Source organism: Haloferax sp. SDI50, assembly GCF_059802635.1.
On the sequence record NZ_JBPULL010000001.1, the window covers coordinates 583,128 to 599,302 of the forward strand.

The window sequence follows — 16,175 nt, forward strand, 5'->3', positions numbered from 1 at the left end:
ATCATGGGATGGAAGGACGCCGCCGAACCAGTGCTTTCGCGGATGCCCGCAGTCGCCCGACCGGAGGGACACGTTCCGTTCCGCCGGAAGCTCGGGTGGACCGGCGGCATTCTCGTCTTGTACTTCTTCCTGACGAACGTGACGCTGTTCGGCCTCGACGCCGCGACCGCGAACGACCTGTTCGGTCAGTTCCGGTCCATCTTGGCCGGCCAGCAGGGTTCGGTGCTCCAGCTGGGCATCGGTCCCATCGTCACCGCGAGCATCGTTCTACAACTGCTCGGCGGTGCTGACCTGCTCGGGCTCGACACGGACAACAACCCGCGCGATCAGGTCCTCTATCAGGGACTGCAGAAGCTGCTCGTCGGGGTCATGATCTGCCTGACGGGCCTGCCGATGGTGTTCGCCGGCAACTTCCTGCCGGCCGACCAGGCCGTAGCGACATCGCTCGGTATCGGCACGGTCGGCGTGAAGGGACTCATCTTCGCGCAGATCGCCGTCGGTGGCGTCCTCATCCTATTCATGGACGAGATCGTCAGCAAGTGGGGCGTCGGCTCCGGGGTCGGCCTGTTCATTATCGCCGGCGTCAGCCAACAGCTCGTCGGCGGGCTGTTCAGCTGGCAGGGCCTCGGCGGCACGTCGGGCTTCTTCGCGACGTGGATCGGCATCATCACCGGTGCCATCGAACTGCCGGCCTCGCCGACCGACCTGCTATCGACGGTCTTCCTCGGTCAGGGACAGCTGCTCGCGCTCATTACGACGTTGCTCATCTTCGGCATCGTCGTCTACGCCGAGAGCGTCCGCGTCGAGATTCCCCTCTCGCACGCCCGCGTGAAGGGTGCCCGCGGCCGCTTCCCGGTGAAGCTCATCTATGCGAGCGTCCTGCCGATGATCCTCGTTCGCGCCCTGCAGGCGAACATCCAGTTCCTCGGGCGCTTCCTCAACTCCTCGTGGGTCGGCATGCCAGCGTGGCTCGGCCAGTACACGAGCGGACAGGTCACAGGTGGCCTGTTCTACTATCTCGCGCCCATCCAGTCGCGGTCCGACTGGATGTGGTTCCTCGGACTCACGTCGGCCGACCCGCTCGATATCGCCATCCGCGTGCTCATCGACCTGATCTTCATGATCGTCGGTGGCGCGGTGTTCGCGATCTTCTGGGTCGAGACGACGGGCATGGGTCCGGAATCGACCGCGCAGCAGATTCAGAACTCCGGGATGCAGATTCCCGGCTTCCGCCGTAACCCGCAGGTCATCGAGAAGGTCATGGAGCGGTACATCCCGCAGGTGACCGTCATCGGTGGCGCGCTCGTCGGCCTGCTCGCCGTCATGGCGAACATGCTCGGCACCATCGGCGCAGTCTCCGGGACGGGGCTGCTCCTTACGGTCTCCATCACGTACAAGCTGTACGAGGAGATCGCGGAGGAACAGCTCATGGAGATGCACCCGATGATGCGCAACATGTTCGGCTCCGAGTAGCGAGCCGGGTCCCGACGCGCTCGACTGCCGCCGCACACCCGCGGCGAACGTCACTTCCACTTCACTTCATTTCTGCCGCGCTCGACCGGATAGCGGCGCGTTCGTCTCGGACCGCCCGGCTTGCCGGATAATCCGGCCACTTTTGACTCCCGCCGGCGGAACAGCGGGGTATGCACGAGGGGCGACTCGCGGTCGACATCGAGACGGCAAGCCCGAACGGTCAGCCGAGCGACTTCCGGAACACCGACGACTTCGAGTTGGTCGCCGTCGGTCTCGGCCACCGCGCCGGCGACGACGCTACCGTCGACGTCGAGGTGCTCCTCCGCGACGGCGACTGGTCGCTCGCCCACACGGCCGACCTCCTCCGGCGGGTCGTCGAGTGGTGCGAGGCCCGCGGCGCGGGCGGCGAGGGCGTCGTCACCTACAACGGCGAGTACTTCGACGAACACCACCTCCGCGCGTGGGCCGACCGCGTCGCCGACGCCGGCGTCTGGACGGACGCGCCGCGTCGAATCGACGCGCTGTTCGCGGACCACGTCGACCTCGGGACGCTCGCCGCCGAGGCGTACCCGGAGGCGGTCCGGCCGAACCGCGACATCCCGGCGCTGTGGAAGGCGTGCAAGGAGGCGGGCGTCGACCAGCCGACCGTCTGGTACGACGACTACGACCTCCCGGCGGGCTACCTCGACCGCCTCGGCGTCGAGGCCGACCACGTCAAGGGCGCGCACGTCGGCGAGGCGCTGGGCGAGGCGTACGTCGAGGGCGTCGTCGCGGAACTCGACCACACGCGGACGCACGCCGAACTCACTCGACTCCTCGTCGACTACGCCGCCGGCGACATCGAGCCGCTGTTTTCGCTCCACGACGCGCTTCGCCGGGCCGACGCGAGCGCGGACTGACCCGGTTCGTCCCTGTCGACCCGGCGCGACGCCGTCGGTCGGACCCGCACGTCGTTCTGTCTCGCGGCAAACGTTTAGCCGCCGGCAGTCGTATCGCGTGGTATGAACGACCTCGAACCGGCGACCGCCGTCGAGGAGGCGCTCCGCGGCAACGGCATCAGCGTCGAATCGGTCTCGCTCGACGACGCCGTCTCGCTGACGTATCTCACGGCGTTCCCGGACGTCGAACCCGATCACGGCGAAGTGGGCCGCGCGGTCACGGCTTTCCTCGAACTCGCCCGCGACGACGAGTTCGACCCGAGAACCGTCGAGGCGACGGTGCTCCGAAGCGAGGGCGACGTGCAGGCGACGTGGACGCTCGAAGCCGACTGGATTCGAGCGTACAATGGCTACGCGCTCGACGACGAGGAGTTGTCCCAGCGCGTCCTCGACAGCCTCTACGAGGAGGGCGACGCGTGAGCGCGTGGCGTCACCGCGGCGAGCCGCCAGCCGCGCGCGGCCCGCGTCGGCCCTCGCACTTCGAGTACTCGCGCGTCGCGCTGACGTTCGAGAGCGAGGGGACGAACTGCGCGGGCTGGCTCTACCGACCCGACGGCGTCGAGTCGCCGCCGGTAGTCGTCATGGCTGGCGAACTCGCCGCGGAGCGTCGCTTCGGACTTCGACCCTACGCCGAGCGACTGGCCGAGGCTGGCTACGCGGCGTTCCTCTTCGACTACCGACACACCGGCGACTCCGACGGCGAGCCCCGGAACCTCGTCGACCCCGACTCGCAGATTGCCGACTGGCACGCCGCGCTCTCGGGGCTCCGCGGGCGCGACGAAATCGACTCCCGCTCGCTCGTCCTCTGGGGTGCGGGGCTCTCCGGCGGCTACGCCCTCCGCGCAGCGGCCGAAGACGGTCGCGTCGCCGCCGTCGTCGCCCAGAATCCGATGCTCGACGGGAAAGCCGTCACGCGGGGACGCGGCGTCAAAGGCGCGCTCGCCGCACTCGCGGCCGGCGTCCGCGACAGACTCCAGTCGCGGCTTTTGGGTCCGTATCGCGTCCCGGTCGTCGGCGACGGCTCGTCGATGGCCGTCTTCGAGGACCCCGGCGTGCGCGCCGCCTACCGCGACCTCGTGCCCCCGGGGAGCGCGTGGCGCGACGAGACGCCCGCTCGGCTGTTCCTCTCGTTCCTTCGCTACCGAGCGCTTCCCGACCCGGACGCGGTCACCTGCCCGGCGCTCCTCGTTTCGGGAACTCGCGACGACCTCGCGCCCGCCGACGCGGTCGCCGCCCTCGCGGACGAACTTCCGGACGCGACGCTCGTCGAACTCCCCGTGGGTCACTTCGACCACTACGACCGGGCGTTCGAACAGACGTTCGGCCATCTCCTGTCGTTCCTCCGAACGGTTCGCTGACGGAAGTCGTCAATCCGTTGAACGCTCGCGCGAACCATTATGACCTCGGCAGGCCTATACCACACAGAAATGTCCACATCCACCCGTCTCGTCTCGTTGTTCCTCGCCGTCGCGCTCGTCACGGTGGCCGCGTCCGCGCCGGTGGTCGCACAGGAGTCGGAGACGCCGAGCGACGCCGACACACAACGGCTCCTCGAAGAGGGGGTCGCGCTGTACAACGACAACGTCGAAGAGTTAGACGTCTCGTTCGCCCGGAGTCTCGTCGCGGGGCGAACGGTGAACGTCTACGTCGAAGACGGGGGCGAGACTCGGGTGTTCTCCGCGTCGGTGCGAGACGACATGCGAATCGAGGACCTGTCGACCGGCCCCGACAGCGAGGCGTCGACCCGAATCACGACGGACCGAGAGACGCTCGAAACCATCGCCGAGTCGCCCGAGCCGATGGCCGAGGTGCGAAGCGCCCTCTCCGACGACCGCATCCGCGTCAACGGCGAGCGGGGCCACCCCGTCGACCAGGTCGTCTGGACCGTCGCCAACACGTTCAAGAGCTTCTTCCTCTGAGCCCGACCCGAACTGAACGCCGACCGACCCCGGCTTTTCTCAGCGTCGCCCCGTCCGCGCGTCCGTAACCCACTTTGCCGCCTTCCCCGTCTCTCTATCGATGACGTTCACGCGCACGGTCGAACTCGACGGTCACATCATCGACTCGGGGATGATGCAACAGGCCATGGGCATCGTGATGGACCTCGGCGGCGACTTCGACGTCGAGCAGTTCGACGTCGGCCGGCAGAAAGACGAGCCCTCCTACTGCCGGATGTCGGTGTCCGCGGACGACCGCGAGACGCTCCAGGAGATACTGCACGAACTCCACCAAATCGGCGCGAACCTCACGGACCCCGTCGACGCCCGCGTCGAGGCCTCGCCGGCCGACCGGGTCGTCCCCGTGGGCTTTTACTCGACGACGAACCACCCGACCGACGTTCGGTATCAAGGCGAGTGGCTCCCGGTCGAGGACATCGAGATGGATTGTGCGATAGTCGTCGAGGAGACCGACGACGGCCCGCGGGCCTACACGAAGGTCCTCAACGGCATCGAGGAGGGCGACCTCGTCGTCACCGACGAGGCGGGGATTCGCGTCAAGCCGCCGGAGCGCCCCCGCGACGCCTCCGGTCCCTTCGGGTTCATGCAGGGCGGCGTCTCCTCGGAGCGCCCCTCGGAGTCGCTCATCGGCGAGGTCGCCGAGGCGCTCCGCGAGACCAAAGCCGACGGCGGGAACGTCCTCGTCGTCGCCGGGCCGGCGCTCATCCACTCCGGCGGCGGCGACGCCCTCGCCGAACTCGTCCGCGAGGGCTACGTGGACATGATTTCGGCCGGCAACGGCTTCGCCACCCACGACATCGAACGCGGGCTGTACGGCACCTCCCTCGGGATGGACATGGAGACGATGGAACACCCCCGAAAGGGCCACAAACACCACATCTACACCATCAGCGAGGTCATCCGCGCCGGCGGCATCGCCGAGGCCGTCGAGGAGGGACTCATCGAGTCAGGCGTGATGTACGAGTGCGTGAAACACGACGTGCCGTACGTCCTCGCGGGGTCGATTCGGGACGACGGCCCGCTGCCGGACACCATCACCGACACCATCGAGGCCCAGAACGCCATCCGCGAGCAGGCCCACCGCGCCGACATGGTGCTGATGCTCTCGACGCTCCTGCACTCGGTCGCCGTCGGCAACTGCCTGCCGTCGACGGCCAAGACCGTCTGCGTGGACATCAACCCCGCGACCGTCACGCAACTGCTCGACCGCGGCTCCTCGCAGGCCATCGGGATGGTCACGGACATCGGGACGTTCGTGCCGACGCTCGCCGAGAAGGTGCTCGAAGCCGACGACGACAACTGACCGGGTCGCCCCCGCCCGTTCCGCCGCGGCGCGCCGTCTGACGTGTCTATTATGACCCCGGGTGGTCTCTCGTGTCCTGTATGCAACCCAAAGCAGCGCGAGTGCTCCTCGCCGCGGTCATGGTTCTCCTCGCCGGGTGCGGGGGCGGCGTCGGCGGCGACGCCACGGCCGCGACCGAACCGACGACAGACGCGACAGACGCGACGACGACCGCCGACGGCGAGTCGGCCAACCAGAGCGGCAACGCCGCCGAACGCACCTCAGTCACGTTCAACGAAACGTGGGACCAGCGGTACCGGGCCGGGCAGTACTACCGCTACGATATCGAGAGTCGGAGTATCGACGGCACCGCGACCTACGAGTGGGAGGTCGTCTCCGCGACCGACGACGAGGTGACGGTTCGGACGAAACTGGTCACGCCCAACGGGACGACCGAACAGACCGTGACCGCGCCGCCGGACGAGGTGTACGGCGAACTCGCCGGGACACCGTCGGGGTCGGTCGCCACCCTCGGATTCGACTCGCCGTACTACAACGGCGTCGACGGCGAGACCCTCAGCGTCGGCGACAGCTGGGAGTCCTCGGGCCCCAACGGGACCGTCAGCTTCGAAGTCGAAGCGCTATCGACCTACGCCGGCTTAGAGTGTGCAGCGTTCGTCGTCCGGACGAACGGGAGCGTCTTCTGGGAGAGTTGCGTCACCCCGGAGAGCCCGCTGCCGGGCTACGTGGCGTTCTACGAGGAGGAAGGCGACGACACGCCGGCGTTCGAGATGGAACTCGTCGAGTACCGGGCCGGCGACTGAGCCGGCCGCGGCCAGTCTCGGGCGCGCCACTCAGACTTTTTCGAGCGGGACGACCGCCATCGGGATGTTCGAGTGTAACAGCACGTCCTGTGCCGTGCTCCCGAAGACGATTTTCGAGGTCGGATTGCGCTTTCGGATGCCGATGACGATTTCGTCAGCGTCGTGTTCGTCGGCGCACTGGAGGACGTCGTCGGCGGCGTCGTTGCCGCGGATGTACTGGTGGGTCTCTACGTCCACGAGGTCACCGAGTCGGGAGACGACGACGTTCAGCGCGTCTTCGCCGTCGCGGACGTCCTCGCTGTCGGTGTCGTCGCCGCCGGGGTGGGAGTTGACGACGTGGACCACGTCGCCGGCGTCGATGCGCCGTGAGAGGTAGTCGCAGACTTCGGCGCTCGTGTGGACCGAGTTCGTCCCGATAACGTATGTTGCCATGTCCCATATCGCTACGCCGTCCTATAAAAATCCACGCCCGACCGCGCTCGTCAGGCCTGCTTCATCATCGCCAGCACGTCGTCTCTCGTCATCTCTTTTCCGTGTTCGTCGTGGGCGTGTTCCTGAATCACTTTCACCACCTCGTTTCTGTTCTCGGATGTCACGCTGAACCCGCACGAACACGTCGCCTGCTGCATCGCCTTCGACATAGCAGTACAGATACGCGCTCCGATGGCAAAGCCTGTGTTCACACTCACCATGACACTCTCGGTGGCGGGGCGGTTCCCGCGGCCGCGGCGTCTCCGTCGCGTCGCCCGCGCCGTCACCCTGTCGGGGACAAAACATTTACCCAATCGTAAATGTCAGTCGGGTATGGAAAGAAACGCCCTCCTTACCGCCGGAGCGGTCGGCGTCGTGGTCGTGGCGCTCGTCGCCGCCGCCGTCGTTCCGGGGGTCATCGCGGACCCCACCGACGACGGGCCCGTCCGTCCCGGTCCGGTGGACGTCGCCGGCGTCTCCATCGCGGCCGGGGAGGCGACGGGGGAGACGGTCACCCTCGAAATCGAGACACGAATCGACCACCGAGGCAATCCCACGCAGAACGTGAGCGTCCTCGTCCGCGCCGTCGACGCCGAGTCGGGGCTGTTGACGACGACGCAGGAACTCGACGTGGGGACGCTCTCGAAGGACGGTGAGACGGCGACGACGACCAACCTCACGGTCCCCCGCGAAGGCGGCTACGACGTCGAGGTCGTCCTATACAGCGACGACGAGCGGGTCGACGAGGCGCGAAAGAGCGTCCGCGGCGTCTCGGCTATCAAGCCGCCGTACCTCCAGTCGACCACCTCGTTCACCGACAGCGAGGCGCTTCCGCCCGTCTCCTTCGCCATCGCGGAGACCGGCGAGGACCGGACGACGCTCGACCTGACGGCGACGCTGGCGAACGCCGGCGACGACCCGGCCGAGGACCTCTCGGTGCTGTTCGTCCTCCGGCAGGCCGAGTCCAACATCGTGGCCTCTCGGACGACGGTCGACGCGGGGACCATCGAAGCCGGGCGAACCGAGACGGTGGACGCGTCGGCGAGCGTCCCGAACGACTACAACTACTACATCGACGCCGTGTTGCTCCGCGACGGAGTCGTCATCGACACCGCCCGCGGCGCGGCGAACCTGAACCCAACGAGGACGATTAGCGTGAACCAGACCAGAGAGGACGTGGAACTCCGCGTCGAAGACTTCGAGAACGGCGACGGCGACGTGCCGCAGCGAACCGACTACGAGCAGACCGAGACTTCCTCGCAGGCACCCGGATTCGGACCGATAGTGGCGGTCGTGGGACTGCTCGCGGCCGTCTTCGCCGCACGGAGGTGGTCGAAATGAGCGACGAGACGCCGACGGAGACAGCGCAGTCGACGACCGACGAGCCACCGACGGCCGACGACGACGCGCCCGGGGCCGACAGGCTTCGAGAGCCCACCCCGGAGCCGACCGACGAGGAAGAAAGCGAGAACCGCGAGTTCGCGGAGCGGATGCGCCGCTTCCTCGACTACGCCGTCCTCGCGGGACTGCTGTTGCTCGCGCTTATCGCGGCGTTACAGTTCTACCTCAACGCCAGCCAGACTATCACGACGTGGGTGAACCCCGAGTACCGCGCGCCGTTCCAGATGGCGTTCAACCTCGTGTTGCTCCTCGGGGCGGCGCTCGGCGTCTCCGTTCAGCTTCGCCGGCTGGCGAGCGACTGAGCGGCCCGCGCTACCTCTCACCACGAACACAGTTTTCAGGCCGCCGCCCGAGTCGAGAGATATGAACTTCCTCTTCGTGTCGGCGGACGCCGCGCTCATCACCGACCTCGCGTGGCAGGTCCGCAGAGAGGGCCACGACGTACGGTACTACATCGAGGCCGGGCAGGACGCGGAAATCGGCGACGGCTTCGTCCCGAAGACCGACGACTGGCGCGCGGAGGTCGACTGGGCCGACGTCATCGTCTTCGACGACATCTGGGTCGGCTCCGACATCGGCACCGGCGCGCTCGCTCAGGAGCTCCGCGAGGAGGGCCACGCCGTGGTCGGCGGGACGCCGAACACCGACCGCCTCGAAGAGGACCGCGGCTACGCGATGGACGTGCTCGAAGAACACGGCGTCAACACGGTCGAACAGCGCGTCTTCCGCGACTTCGACGAGGGAATCGAGTACGTCCGGCGGAACCGCGCGCCCTACGTCATAAAGCCGCTCGGCGAGGTGCAGAACGTCAAGCGCCTCCTCTACGTCGGCAACGAGGACGACGGCAGCGACGTGGTCGAGGTGCTCCGCGCGTACAAGCAGGCGTGGGGCCACCGGATGAAGGGCTTTCAGCTCCAGCGGAAGGTCGAAGGCGTCGAAATCGCCGTCTGCGGCTTCTTCAACGGGAAGTCGTTCGTCGACCCGGTGAACTTCAACTTCGAGCACAAGAAGCTGTTTCCGGGCAACATCGGTCCCTCGACCGGCGAGATGGGCACGTCGATGTTCTGGGCCGGGCGGAACCGACTGTTCGAGGAGACGCTGGGCCGGCTCGAACCGTGGCTCGCCGCGGAGGGCTACGTCGGGAGCATCGACATCAACTGCATCGTCAACGAACACGGTATCTACCCGCTGGAGTTCACGCCGCGGTTCGGTTACCCGACGATTACGCTCCAAGAGGAGTCGTTCGAGTCGTCGACCGCGCAGTTCTTCTTCGACCTCGCCCACGGCAACAACCCCGAGCTTTCGGTCCACGGCGGCTACCAAATCGCGGTCCGCATCGTCCTGCCGCCGTTCCCCTTCACCGACGAGAAAACCTACGACGAGAACTCCCGCAACGCGGCGGTCGTCTTCGAGACCGACAGCCGCGAAGGCGTCCACATCGAGGACGCGAAACTCGTCGACGGACAGTGGCGCGCCGCCGGCGAAAGCGGTATCCCGCTCGTCGTCACCGGGAAGGGCGAGACGATGCAGGAGGCGAGAAAACAGGCGTACGACCGCGTCGACGACATCGTCATCCCGAACCTGTACTACCGCGACGACATCGGCGAGCGCTGGATAGCCGGCGACGGCGACCGACTGCTCGCGTGGGGCTACCTCGGGCCGGCCGGCGAATAGTGGAGCCGTCGGGCGTCGGTTCGTCGGGAGTCGGTTAGGTGAGCACCAGCCACGCGGCGAAGACGGCGAGGCCGCCGACGCCGGTGCTCAGCGCGGCGTGGACCCGGAGGCGGTCGAGAATCGCGTGGGCGTGGCCGTCTTCGACCGACAGCAGTTCGTGAATCTCGCTGCCGATTTCACAGCGCGGGAGGAAGTCCATGGCGACGTGGAGGAAGACGCCGGAGGCGAAGCCGAAGACGACCCCGCGGAAGGCGTCGGTCGCGGGGAGCGACACCGCGCTGGAGATGATGGCGGCAATACCGAGGCCCGCCGCGGGGAGGAGCAACGGCGCGACCGACTCGCCCCGACCCGAAAGCCGGCGGGCGGCCGCGTACCCGGCCGGTCCCTTGTGCGAGACGATAGCGAGGCCGAGGCCGACGCCCACGTCGATGTTCCCGTAGACGATACCGATAATCGCGCCCGCGGAGATGGCGTGCGCCGAGAGTTCGGTCACGGTGCGGTCCACGGGGAACTCCATGTGGGCGAAGCGGTGGCCGACGGTGTGGGCGGCGAAGCCCGCGAGGATGCCGAAGGCGATGCCGAAGCCGCCGAACTGGGGGTGATGGCCGAGCGCCTGCGGGACCAGAAACACCGCGGCGCTCGTCACCATCGCGCCGCTGGCGAGGCCGTAGCCCCAGACGAGGCCCTCGGCGTGTTCGGTCCGACTCCGCGCGCCGAGGGGGGCGGCGAACGCCATCGCGCCGAAGGCGGCCCACGAGACGACGAGGAGATTCCACGCCTCGACGCTCGCGGCGTACGCGGAGAGCGCGACGAGCGCCGCGACGCTCCCCGCGCCGATGGCCGTCGAACGGTTCATATTGTGAACGAACCGATTGGTATTAATAAGGGTCGCGGTTCCGGCGGAACGGGTGGGTCGAAACGGTGGGAGGCCTCAGCGCGTCGCCCGTTTCCACGCCTTGAGGTCCGCGATGTCGCCGTCGAACTCGGCGGGGTCGGCGTCGGTCGCCGCCCAGACGAACAGGTCGGCCACGTCGTCGGGGTCGCGGCCCTGCCCGCCGGTGAGGTCGGTGGCGACGAGGCCCGGGTCGACGACCGTCACGGTCCGGTCGCAGTCGGCGGCGAACTGTCGGACGAGCGCCTCGGCGGCCGCCTTGGAGACGGCGTACGCGCCCATTCCGGGCTTCGCCTCGCGGGCGACGGAGCCGGAGGGGACGAGGATTCGCCCGTCGTCGGCCATGTGCGGGAGCGCCTCTTTGACCGCCGCGAAGACGCCGCGGACGTTGGTCCTGAGGGTGTCGTCGAACGCCGCGTACGAGTCCTCGGGCGCGGGCATCTCGCCGGGCGTCCCGTGGGCGACGGCGGCGTTGGCGACGAGTACGTCGATGCGTCCGCCGGCGCGGGCCGCCGTCTCCATCAGGCGCTCCATGTCAAGTTCGTCGCGCACGTCGGCGCGGACCGCGCTGGCGCTGCCGCCGCCGCGTTCGATATCGTCGACGACAGCCCGGAGGGCGTCGCCGTCGCGGGCGCAGACGACGACCGTCGCGCCGGCGCGACCGAGGGCGCGCGCGACCGCCGCGCCGATGCCGGAACTCGCACCCGTGACCACCGCGGTGGTGTCGTTCATGCGGGGCCGTAGGGAGGGCCCGAGCCTAAAGCTACCCCCCGACTGCGGTCGATTCGGTCAGTCGATTTATGCCCTCAACGTCCGTACGAACGGACATGAATTCTGTCTCGGCTCTCGACTCTCTCGCCGGCGAGTCCGTCGTCGTCATCGGCGGCGGCTTCGGCGGCCTCTCGACGGCGTGCTATCTCGCGGACGCCGGTGCCGACGTGACGCTGTTGGAGAAGAACGAACAGCTCGGCGGCCGAGCCAGCACGCTCGAACGCGACGGCTTCCGGTTCGACATGGGGCCGTCGTGGTATCTCATGCCCGACGTGTTCGAGCGCTTTTTCGCCTACTTCGGCAAGCGGCCCGAGGACTACTACGAACTGACGCAGCTGGACCCCCACTACCGCATCTTCTTCAAGGACGGCGACCGGGTCGATATGCTCCCCGACGTGGCGGCCAACAAGGCCACCTTCGAGTCCTACGAGCCCGGCGCGGGCGACAGGCTCGACGACTACCTCCGGAAGGCCGAGCGGAACTACCGCATCGGGATGGAGCACTTCGTCTACACCGACCGCCCGGACCTCACCGACTACATCGACCTCGACGTGTTCCGGTACTCGTGGGGACTGTCGCTCGTCGGGTCGATGCAGGACCACGTCGAGAACTACTTCGACCACCCGAAGCTCCAGCAGATAATGCAGTACACGCTGGTCTTTCTCGGCGGCGCGCCGAACAACACGCCGGCGCTCTACAACCTCATGAGCCACGTCGATTTCAACATGGGCGTCTACTACCCCGACGGCGGCCTCGCGGGCGTCGTCGACGCCATCGTCGACCTCGCCGAGGAGTTGGGCGTCGAGTTCCACACCGACTCGCCCGTGGCCGAAATCGCCGGTCGCCGCGGCGGGTTCGCCGTCCGCACCGAAGACGGCCGCGAGTTCCTCTGCGACCAGGTCGTCTCCGACGCCGACTACGCCCACACCGAACAGGAACTCCTCCCGGAGAAAAAGCGCCAGTACGACGCCGACTACTGGGACTCACGGACGTACGCCCCCTCGGCGTTCCTGCTCTACCTCGGCGTCGAGGGCGACGTGGACGAACTCGCCCACCACACGCTCGTCTTGCCCACCGACTGGGACGACCACTTCGAGACGATATTCGACGACCCCGCGTGGCCCGACGACCCCGCGTACTACCTCTGTGTGCCGTCGAAGACGGATGACTCGGTCGCACCCGAGGGCCACAGCAATCTGTTCGCGCTCGTCCCCATCGCGGCCGGGTTGGAGGACACGCCCGAACAGCGCGAGCGCTACCGCGACCTCGTCCTCGACGACATCGCCGAGAATACCGGCGTCGACCTCCGCGACAGAATCGTCGTCGAGGAGTCGTTCTGCGTGAACGACTTCAAGGAGCGCTACAACAGCACGCAGGGGACCGCGCTCGGTCTCGCGCACACACTGTTCCAGACGGCGCTGCTCCGCCCGCCGCACGGCTCCGACGCGGTCGACGGCCTCTACTTCACCGGCTCGTTCACCACCCCGGGCATCGGCGTCCCGATGTGTCTCATCAGCGGCCAGCTCACCGCCGAGGAGATGGCCGACGACGCGAGGTGAGCGCCGACATGGCCGCAGGGACCGAGGCCGGTGAAGGCGGTGAGGACCGCGAGGACCGCGAGGACCGCCAGGGAGGCGCACCCGGCGGTAGCGGACCCGAGAACGGCGGGCTCCGCGACCGGCTCGTCTACCTCGCGGTCCTCTCGCGGCCCCGGTTTTGGCTCTACCTCGCCGGCCCCGTCGTCGTCGGCGTCGCGGCCGCCGCGAGCACCCCGGCCGACCTGTTCGCCCTCGAACCGGTCGCACTGTTCGCGTACTTCCTCGTCCCCGCGAACGTCTTTCTCTACGGCGTCAACGACGTGTTCGACGCCGACGTGGACGAGGCGAACCCGAAGAAGGACGACCGCGAGGCCCGCTGGCGCGGCGACCCGGTGAACACCGCCGTCGTCGCCGCGAGCGGCCTGCTCGGACTCGGCCTGTTCGTCCTCGTCCCGCGGGTCGCGTGGCCGTGGCTGGCCGCGCACTTCTTCCTCGCCGTCGAGTACAGCGCGCCGCCGCTTCGGTTCAAGACGACGCCGCTTCTCGACTCGGTGTCGAACGGCCTGTACGTCCTGCCGGGCGTCGCCGCCTACGCGGCCGTCTCGGGGTCGAACCCACCGATGCTCGCCGTCGCGGGCGCGTGGCTCTGGACGATGGGGATGCACACGTTCTCCGCGATTCCCGACATCGAACCCGACCGCGAGGCCGGGATTCGGACGACCGCGACGGCCCTCGGCGAGCGCCGGACCTACTGGTACTGCGCCGCGACGTGGGGCCTCGCCGCGCTCGCCTTCGCCGCGGTCGACCTCCGACTCGGCGCGCTCTTGGCGGCCTATCCGGTCGTCGTCCTCGGCATCGTCGCCGCCGGCGTCGACGTGGACCGGGCGTACTGGTGGTACCCCGTCATCAACACTGTCGTCGGTATGCTCATCACCCTCGGGGCGCTCTGGAGGCTCGTCAATGGGTGAAGGCGAGTTCCCGGAGGTGCGTCCGTGAGCGAGAGCGACCTGCGAGCACGGCTGCCATCCACCCGCGGCGAGGCGGAGGCGGCGCTCGACCGGCTGGTGCGCGACAACCGCTTTACCATCTCAGTGTTCTTCCCGCTGAACGGCGCGGTGCTCCTCGTCGCCAGCGCGATGGGGTGGCTCCCCGACCCGCTGGCGTTCAACGCGTTTCTCATCCTCCTCGGGACGCTCGTGATGCGCTCGCCGCTCGTCGTTGGCGTCCTCCCGCTCGTGACGCGCCGGGCCGCCCTCGGCGTCGGCGCGCTCACCGCCTACGCCTACGCCATCGAGTACACCGGCGTCACCACGGGCTGGCCCTACGGCTGGTTCCACTACGGCGTCGACCTCGGGCCGACGGTCGCCGGGGTTCCCGTCGGGCTACCGGTGTTTTTCATCCCGCTCGTGATGAACGCCTACCTGCTGTGTCTGCTCTTGCTGGGCGACCGCGCCCGCAACGGGGCCGTCCGCCTCGGCGTCGTCATCGCGGCCGTCCTCGCCATGGACGTGGTGCTCGACCCCGGCGCGGTCGCGCTCGGCTTCTGGGAGTACTACCGCCTCGCCGACGACGCGCGCCTGTTCTACGGCGTCCCGCTTTCGAACTACGCCGGCTGGGTCGTCAGCGCGACCGTCGCCGTCGTCGCGCTCGACCGGTCGTTCGACCGCGAGGCGCTTCTCGCCCGACTCGACCGCACGGAGTTCATGCTCGACGACCTGGTGAGCTTCGTCATCCTCTGGGGCGGCATCAACGCGTGGTTCGGCAACTGGATACCCGTCGGGGTCGCGGCGCTGTTCGGCGTCGGACTCCTCAAGACGGACCGGTTCGACTCGCGGCTCCTGCGGCTTCCGCGGCGGTTGCCGTGGCGCTCCTGATTCTGAGCGTCGGTGTTCTCCAGCGGCTGTTCTGTTCTGTTCTGTTCTGTTCTCAGTCCGACTCGACGCCGCGACGACGGCCTCGATAGACGGCCCCGATTCGCTCCCACTTGAGCAGGCCGAACCCGAGGAGGACGAGGCCGAACCCGAGAAGCGTGGTCGCGGTCACGGGTTCGGTAAACAGGAACCAGCTGTAGACGGTCCCGAAACCGGCGACGACGTAGGTGATGAGGTTGAGTTCGACGGAGCCGAGTCTGGGGAGAAGCGAGAAGTACAGCAGATAGCCGACCGCGCTCACGAACACGCCGAGGTAGACGAGACCGGCGACGCCCGCGAGCGACACGTCAACCTGCGCCAGCGACTCCGTCGGACTCGCGGCGCTGGCGAGGTGGCTCAAAGCGGCCCCGACAACCATCGCCCACGCGGTCTGCGCGGCGAACGGTAGCTCGCTCTCGATTCGCTGGGTGAGCACGCCGCCGAGCGCGAAGGACGCCGCGGCGAGCACCAGTATCGCCTGCCCCGCGGCGTTCCCGCCGAGAAGGTTCGACGGGTCCGGGTCGGTGATGACGACCAGCCCGAGGAAGCCGACGCCGACGCCGAGCAGTTCGACCGCCCCGAACCGCTCGTCGGGGAGCCACAGTTTCGCGAACCCGATAGTCAGTATCGGAATCAGCCCCGCGAGCACCGACGCGACCGCGCTCGGGACGGTCTGCTGGCCGATGTTCTGGAGGATGCCGTACCCGCCGAGCGTCAGGAGACCGGCCGCCGCGACGACCGCCCAGTCGCGTCGCGTGCGGGGTCGCCAGTAGTCGGTGCGCCACCCCGCGTACAGCAACAGGAGCGCCGCGCCGAGGTCGAGTCGGAGTGCGGCGTACAGAATCGGGGGGAACGACGCCAACCCGACCGTCACCGCGGGGTAGGTCCCGCCCCAAATCGCCGCCAAGAGCACGAACAGGGCGGCGTCCCGATACCGACCGGCGAGGAGCGACTCACCGACCATGGCGCGGGCGACTGGGACACACCGGAGTTGCGGACGCGGTCGAGTCGGCGGTTCGTGGCGGCGCGTCGGGAATCACTCT

At 68.2% G+C, this 16,175-nt stretch carries 18 protein-coding genes; 13 read left to right on the forward strand and 5 right to left on the reverse strand.

Features of this window, described 5'->3' with window-relative positions:
- The first annotated feature begins 3 nt into the window (after positions 1-3).
- The 7 genes from secY (at position 4) to ACSR87_RS03130 (ending at position 6,475) form a co-directional block, all read left to right on the forward strand.
- Positions 4-1,473, forward strand: coding sequence for a preprotein translocase subunit SecY (gene secY, locus ACSR87_RS03100; protein WP_004062422.1), 1,470 nt, complete (start codon positions 4-6; stop codon positions 1,471-1,473).
- A gap of 170 nt (positions 1,474-1,643) precedes the next feature.
- Positions 1,644-2,372: a hypothetical protein gene (locus tag ACSR87_RS03105; RefSeq protein WP_498529456.1), complete on the forward strand. Its 729-nt coding sequence runs from the start codon at positions 1,644-1,646 to the stop codon at positions 2,370-2,372.
- A gap of 102 nt (positions 2,373-2,474) precedes the next feature.
- Positions 2,475-2,831, forward strand: coding sequence for a DUF8159 domain-containing protein (locus tag ACSR87_RS03110; RefSeq protein ID WP_498529457.1), 357 nt, complete (start codon positions 2,475-2,477; stop codon positions 2,829-2,831).
- Entirely contained in the window at positions 2,828-3,769 is a 942-nt protein-coding gene (locus ACSR87_RS03115) for an alpha/beta hydrolase (RefSeq protein WP_498529458.1), read from the forward strand. The genes ACSR87_RS03110 and ACSR87_RS03115 overlap by 4 nt, the downstream gene beginning before the upstream one ends.
- A 69-nt stretch (positions 3,770-3,838) precedes the next feature.
- Entirely contained in the window at positions 3,839-4,330 is a 492-nt protein-coding gene (locus ACSR87_RS03120; protein ID WP_008575807.1) for a hypothetical protein, read from the forward strand.
- 100 nt (positions 4,331-4,430) lie between these two features.
- Positions 4,431-5,672: an ornithine cyclodeaminase, nickel-pincer nucleotide-dependent gene (locus ACSR87_RS03125; protein ID WP_008575805.1), complete on the forward strand. Its 1,242-nt coding sequence runs from the start codon at positions 4,431-4,433 to the stop codon at positions 5,670-5,672.
- Between the two features lie 101 nt (positions 5,673-5,773).
- A complete protein-coding gene (locus tag ACSR87_RS03130) occupies positions 5,774-6,475 on the forward strand; it encodes a hypothetical protein (protein ID WP_498531025.1) in 702 nt (233 codons plus the stop codon).
- 30 nt (positions 6,476-6,505) lie between these two features.
- Here the strand turns inward: ACSR87_RS03130 and ACSR87_RS03135 are convergent, their stop codons facing one another.
- Positions 6,506-6,907 carry a universal stress protein gene (locus ACSR87_RS03135; RefSeq protein ID WP_004062428.1) on the reverse strand — a complete coding sequence of 134 codons (402 nt, stop codon included), beginning with the start codon at positions 6,905-6,907 and terminating at the stop codon, positions 6,506-6,508.
- Between the two features lie 50 nt (positions 6,908-6,957).
- Complete coding sequence (locus tag ACSR87_RS03140; protein ID WP_158250835.1) at positions 6,958-7,116, reverse strand: DUF1059 domain-containing protein; 159 nt, start codon at positions 7,114-7,116, stop codon at positions 6,958-6,960.
- Between the two features lie 163 nt (positions 7,117-7,279).
- Between ACSR87_RS03140 and ACSR87_RS03145 the strand changes: the two genes are divergently transcribed.
- From ACSR87_RS03145 to ACSR87_RS03155, 3 genes are all read left to right on the forward strand, one after another.
- The gene (locus tag ACSR87_RS03145) at positions 7,280-8,287 is read left to right on the forward strand and encodes a DUF7490 domain-containing protein (protein ID WP_498529459.1); all 1,008 of its coding nucleotides are present in this window, start codon (positions 7,280-7,282) and stop codon (positions 8,285-8,287) included.
- Entirely contained in the window at positions 8,284-8,649 is a 366-nt protein-coding gene (locus ACSR87_RS03150) for a DUF8060 family membrane protein (RefSeq protein ID WP_498529460.1), read from the forward strand. The genes ACSR87_RS03145 and ACSR87_RS03150 overlap by 4 nt, the downstream gene beginning before the upstream one ends.
- A gap of 61 nt (positions 8,650-8,710) precedes the next feature.
- Positions 8,711-10,021 (forward strand): phosphoribosylamine--glycine ligase, encoded by a 1,311-nt coding sequence (locus ACSR87_RS03155; RefSeq protein ID WP_498529461.1) that lies wholly within the window; start codon positions 8,711-8,713, stop codon positions 10,019-10,021.
- A gap of 34 nt (positions 10,022-10,055) precedes the next feature.
- Here the strand turns inward: ACSR87_RS03155 and ACSR87_RS03160 are convergent, their stop codons facing one another.
- Positions 10,056-10,877, reverse strand: coding sequence for a ZIP family metal transporter (locus ACSR87_RS03160; RefSeq protein WP_498529462.1), 822 nt, complete (start codon positions 10,875-10,877; stop codon positions 10,056-10,058).
- A gap of 75 nt (positions 10,878-10,952) precedes the next feature.
- Complete coding sequence (locus ACSR87_RS03165) at positions 10,953-11,645, reverse strand: SDR family NAD(P)-dependent oxidoreductase (protein WP_498529463.1); 693 nt, start codon at positions 11,643-11,645, stop codon at positions 10,953-10,955.
- A gap of 95 nt (positions 11,646-11,740) precedes the next feature.
- Between ACSR87_RS03165 and crtID the strand changes: the two genes are divergently transcribed.
- From crtID to cruF, 3 genes are read left to right on the forward strand one after another with little or no spacing between them, the layout of a single operon-like run.
- Entirely contained in the window at positions 11,741-13,243 is a 1,503-nt protein-coding gene (gene crtID / locus ACSR87_RS03170; RefSeq protein WP_498529464.1) for a bifunctional phytoene desaturase/3,4-desaturase, read from the forward strand.
- Positions 13,240-14,190, forward strand: a complete 951-nt coding sequence (locus ACSR87_RS03175) for a prenyltransferase (protein ID WP_498529465.1) — start codon at positions 13,240-13,242, stop codon at positions 14,188-14,190. Before crtID ends, ACSR87_RS03175 begins: the two co-directional genes overlap by 4 nt.
- Before the next feature lie 24 nt (positions 14,191-14,214).
- A complete protein-coding gene (gene cruF / locus ACSR87_RS03180) occupies positions 14,215-15,096 on the forward strand; it encodes a bisanhydrobacterioruberin hydratase (RefSeq protein WP_498529466.1) in 882 nt (293 codons plus the stop codon).
- Positions 15,097-15,148: 52 nt separating this feature from the next.
- On the opposite strand, the gene ACSR87_RS03185 is transcribed toward cruF, so the two are convergent.
- Complete coding sequence (locus ACSR87_RS03185; RefSeq protein WP_498529467.1) at positions 15,149-16,096, reverse strand: DMT family transporter; 948 nt, start codon at positions 16,094-16,096, stop codon at positions 15,149-15,151.
- Between the last annotated feature and the right edge of the window lie 79 nt (positions 16,097-16,175).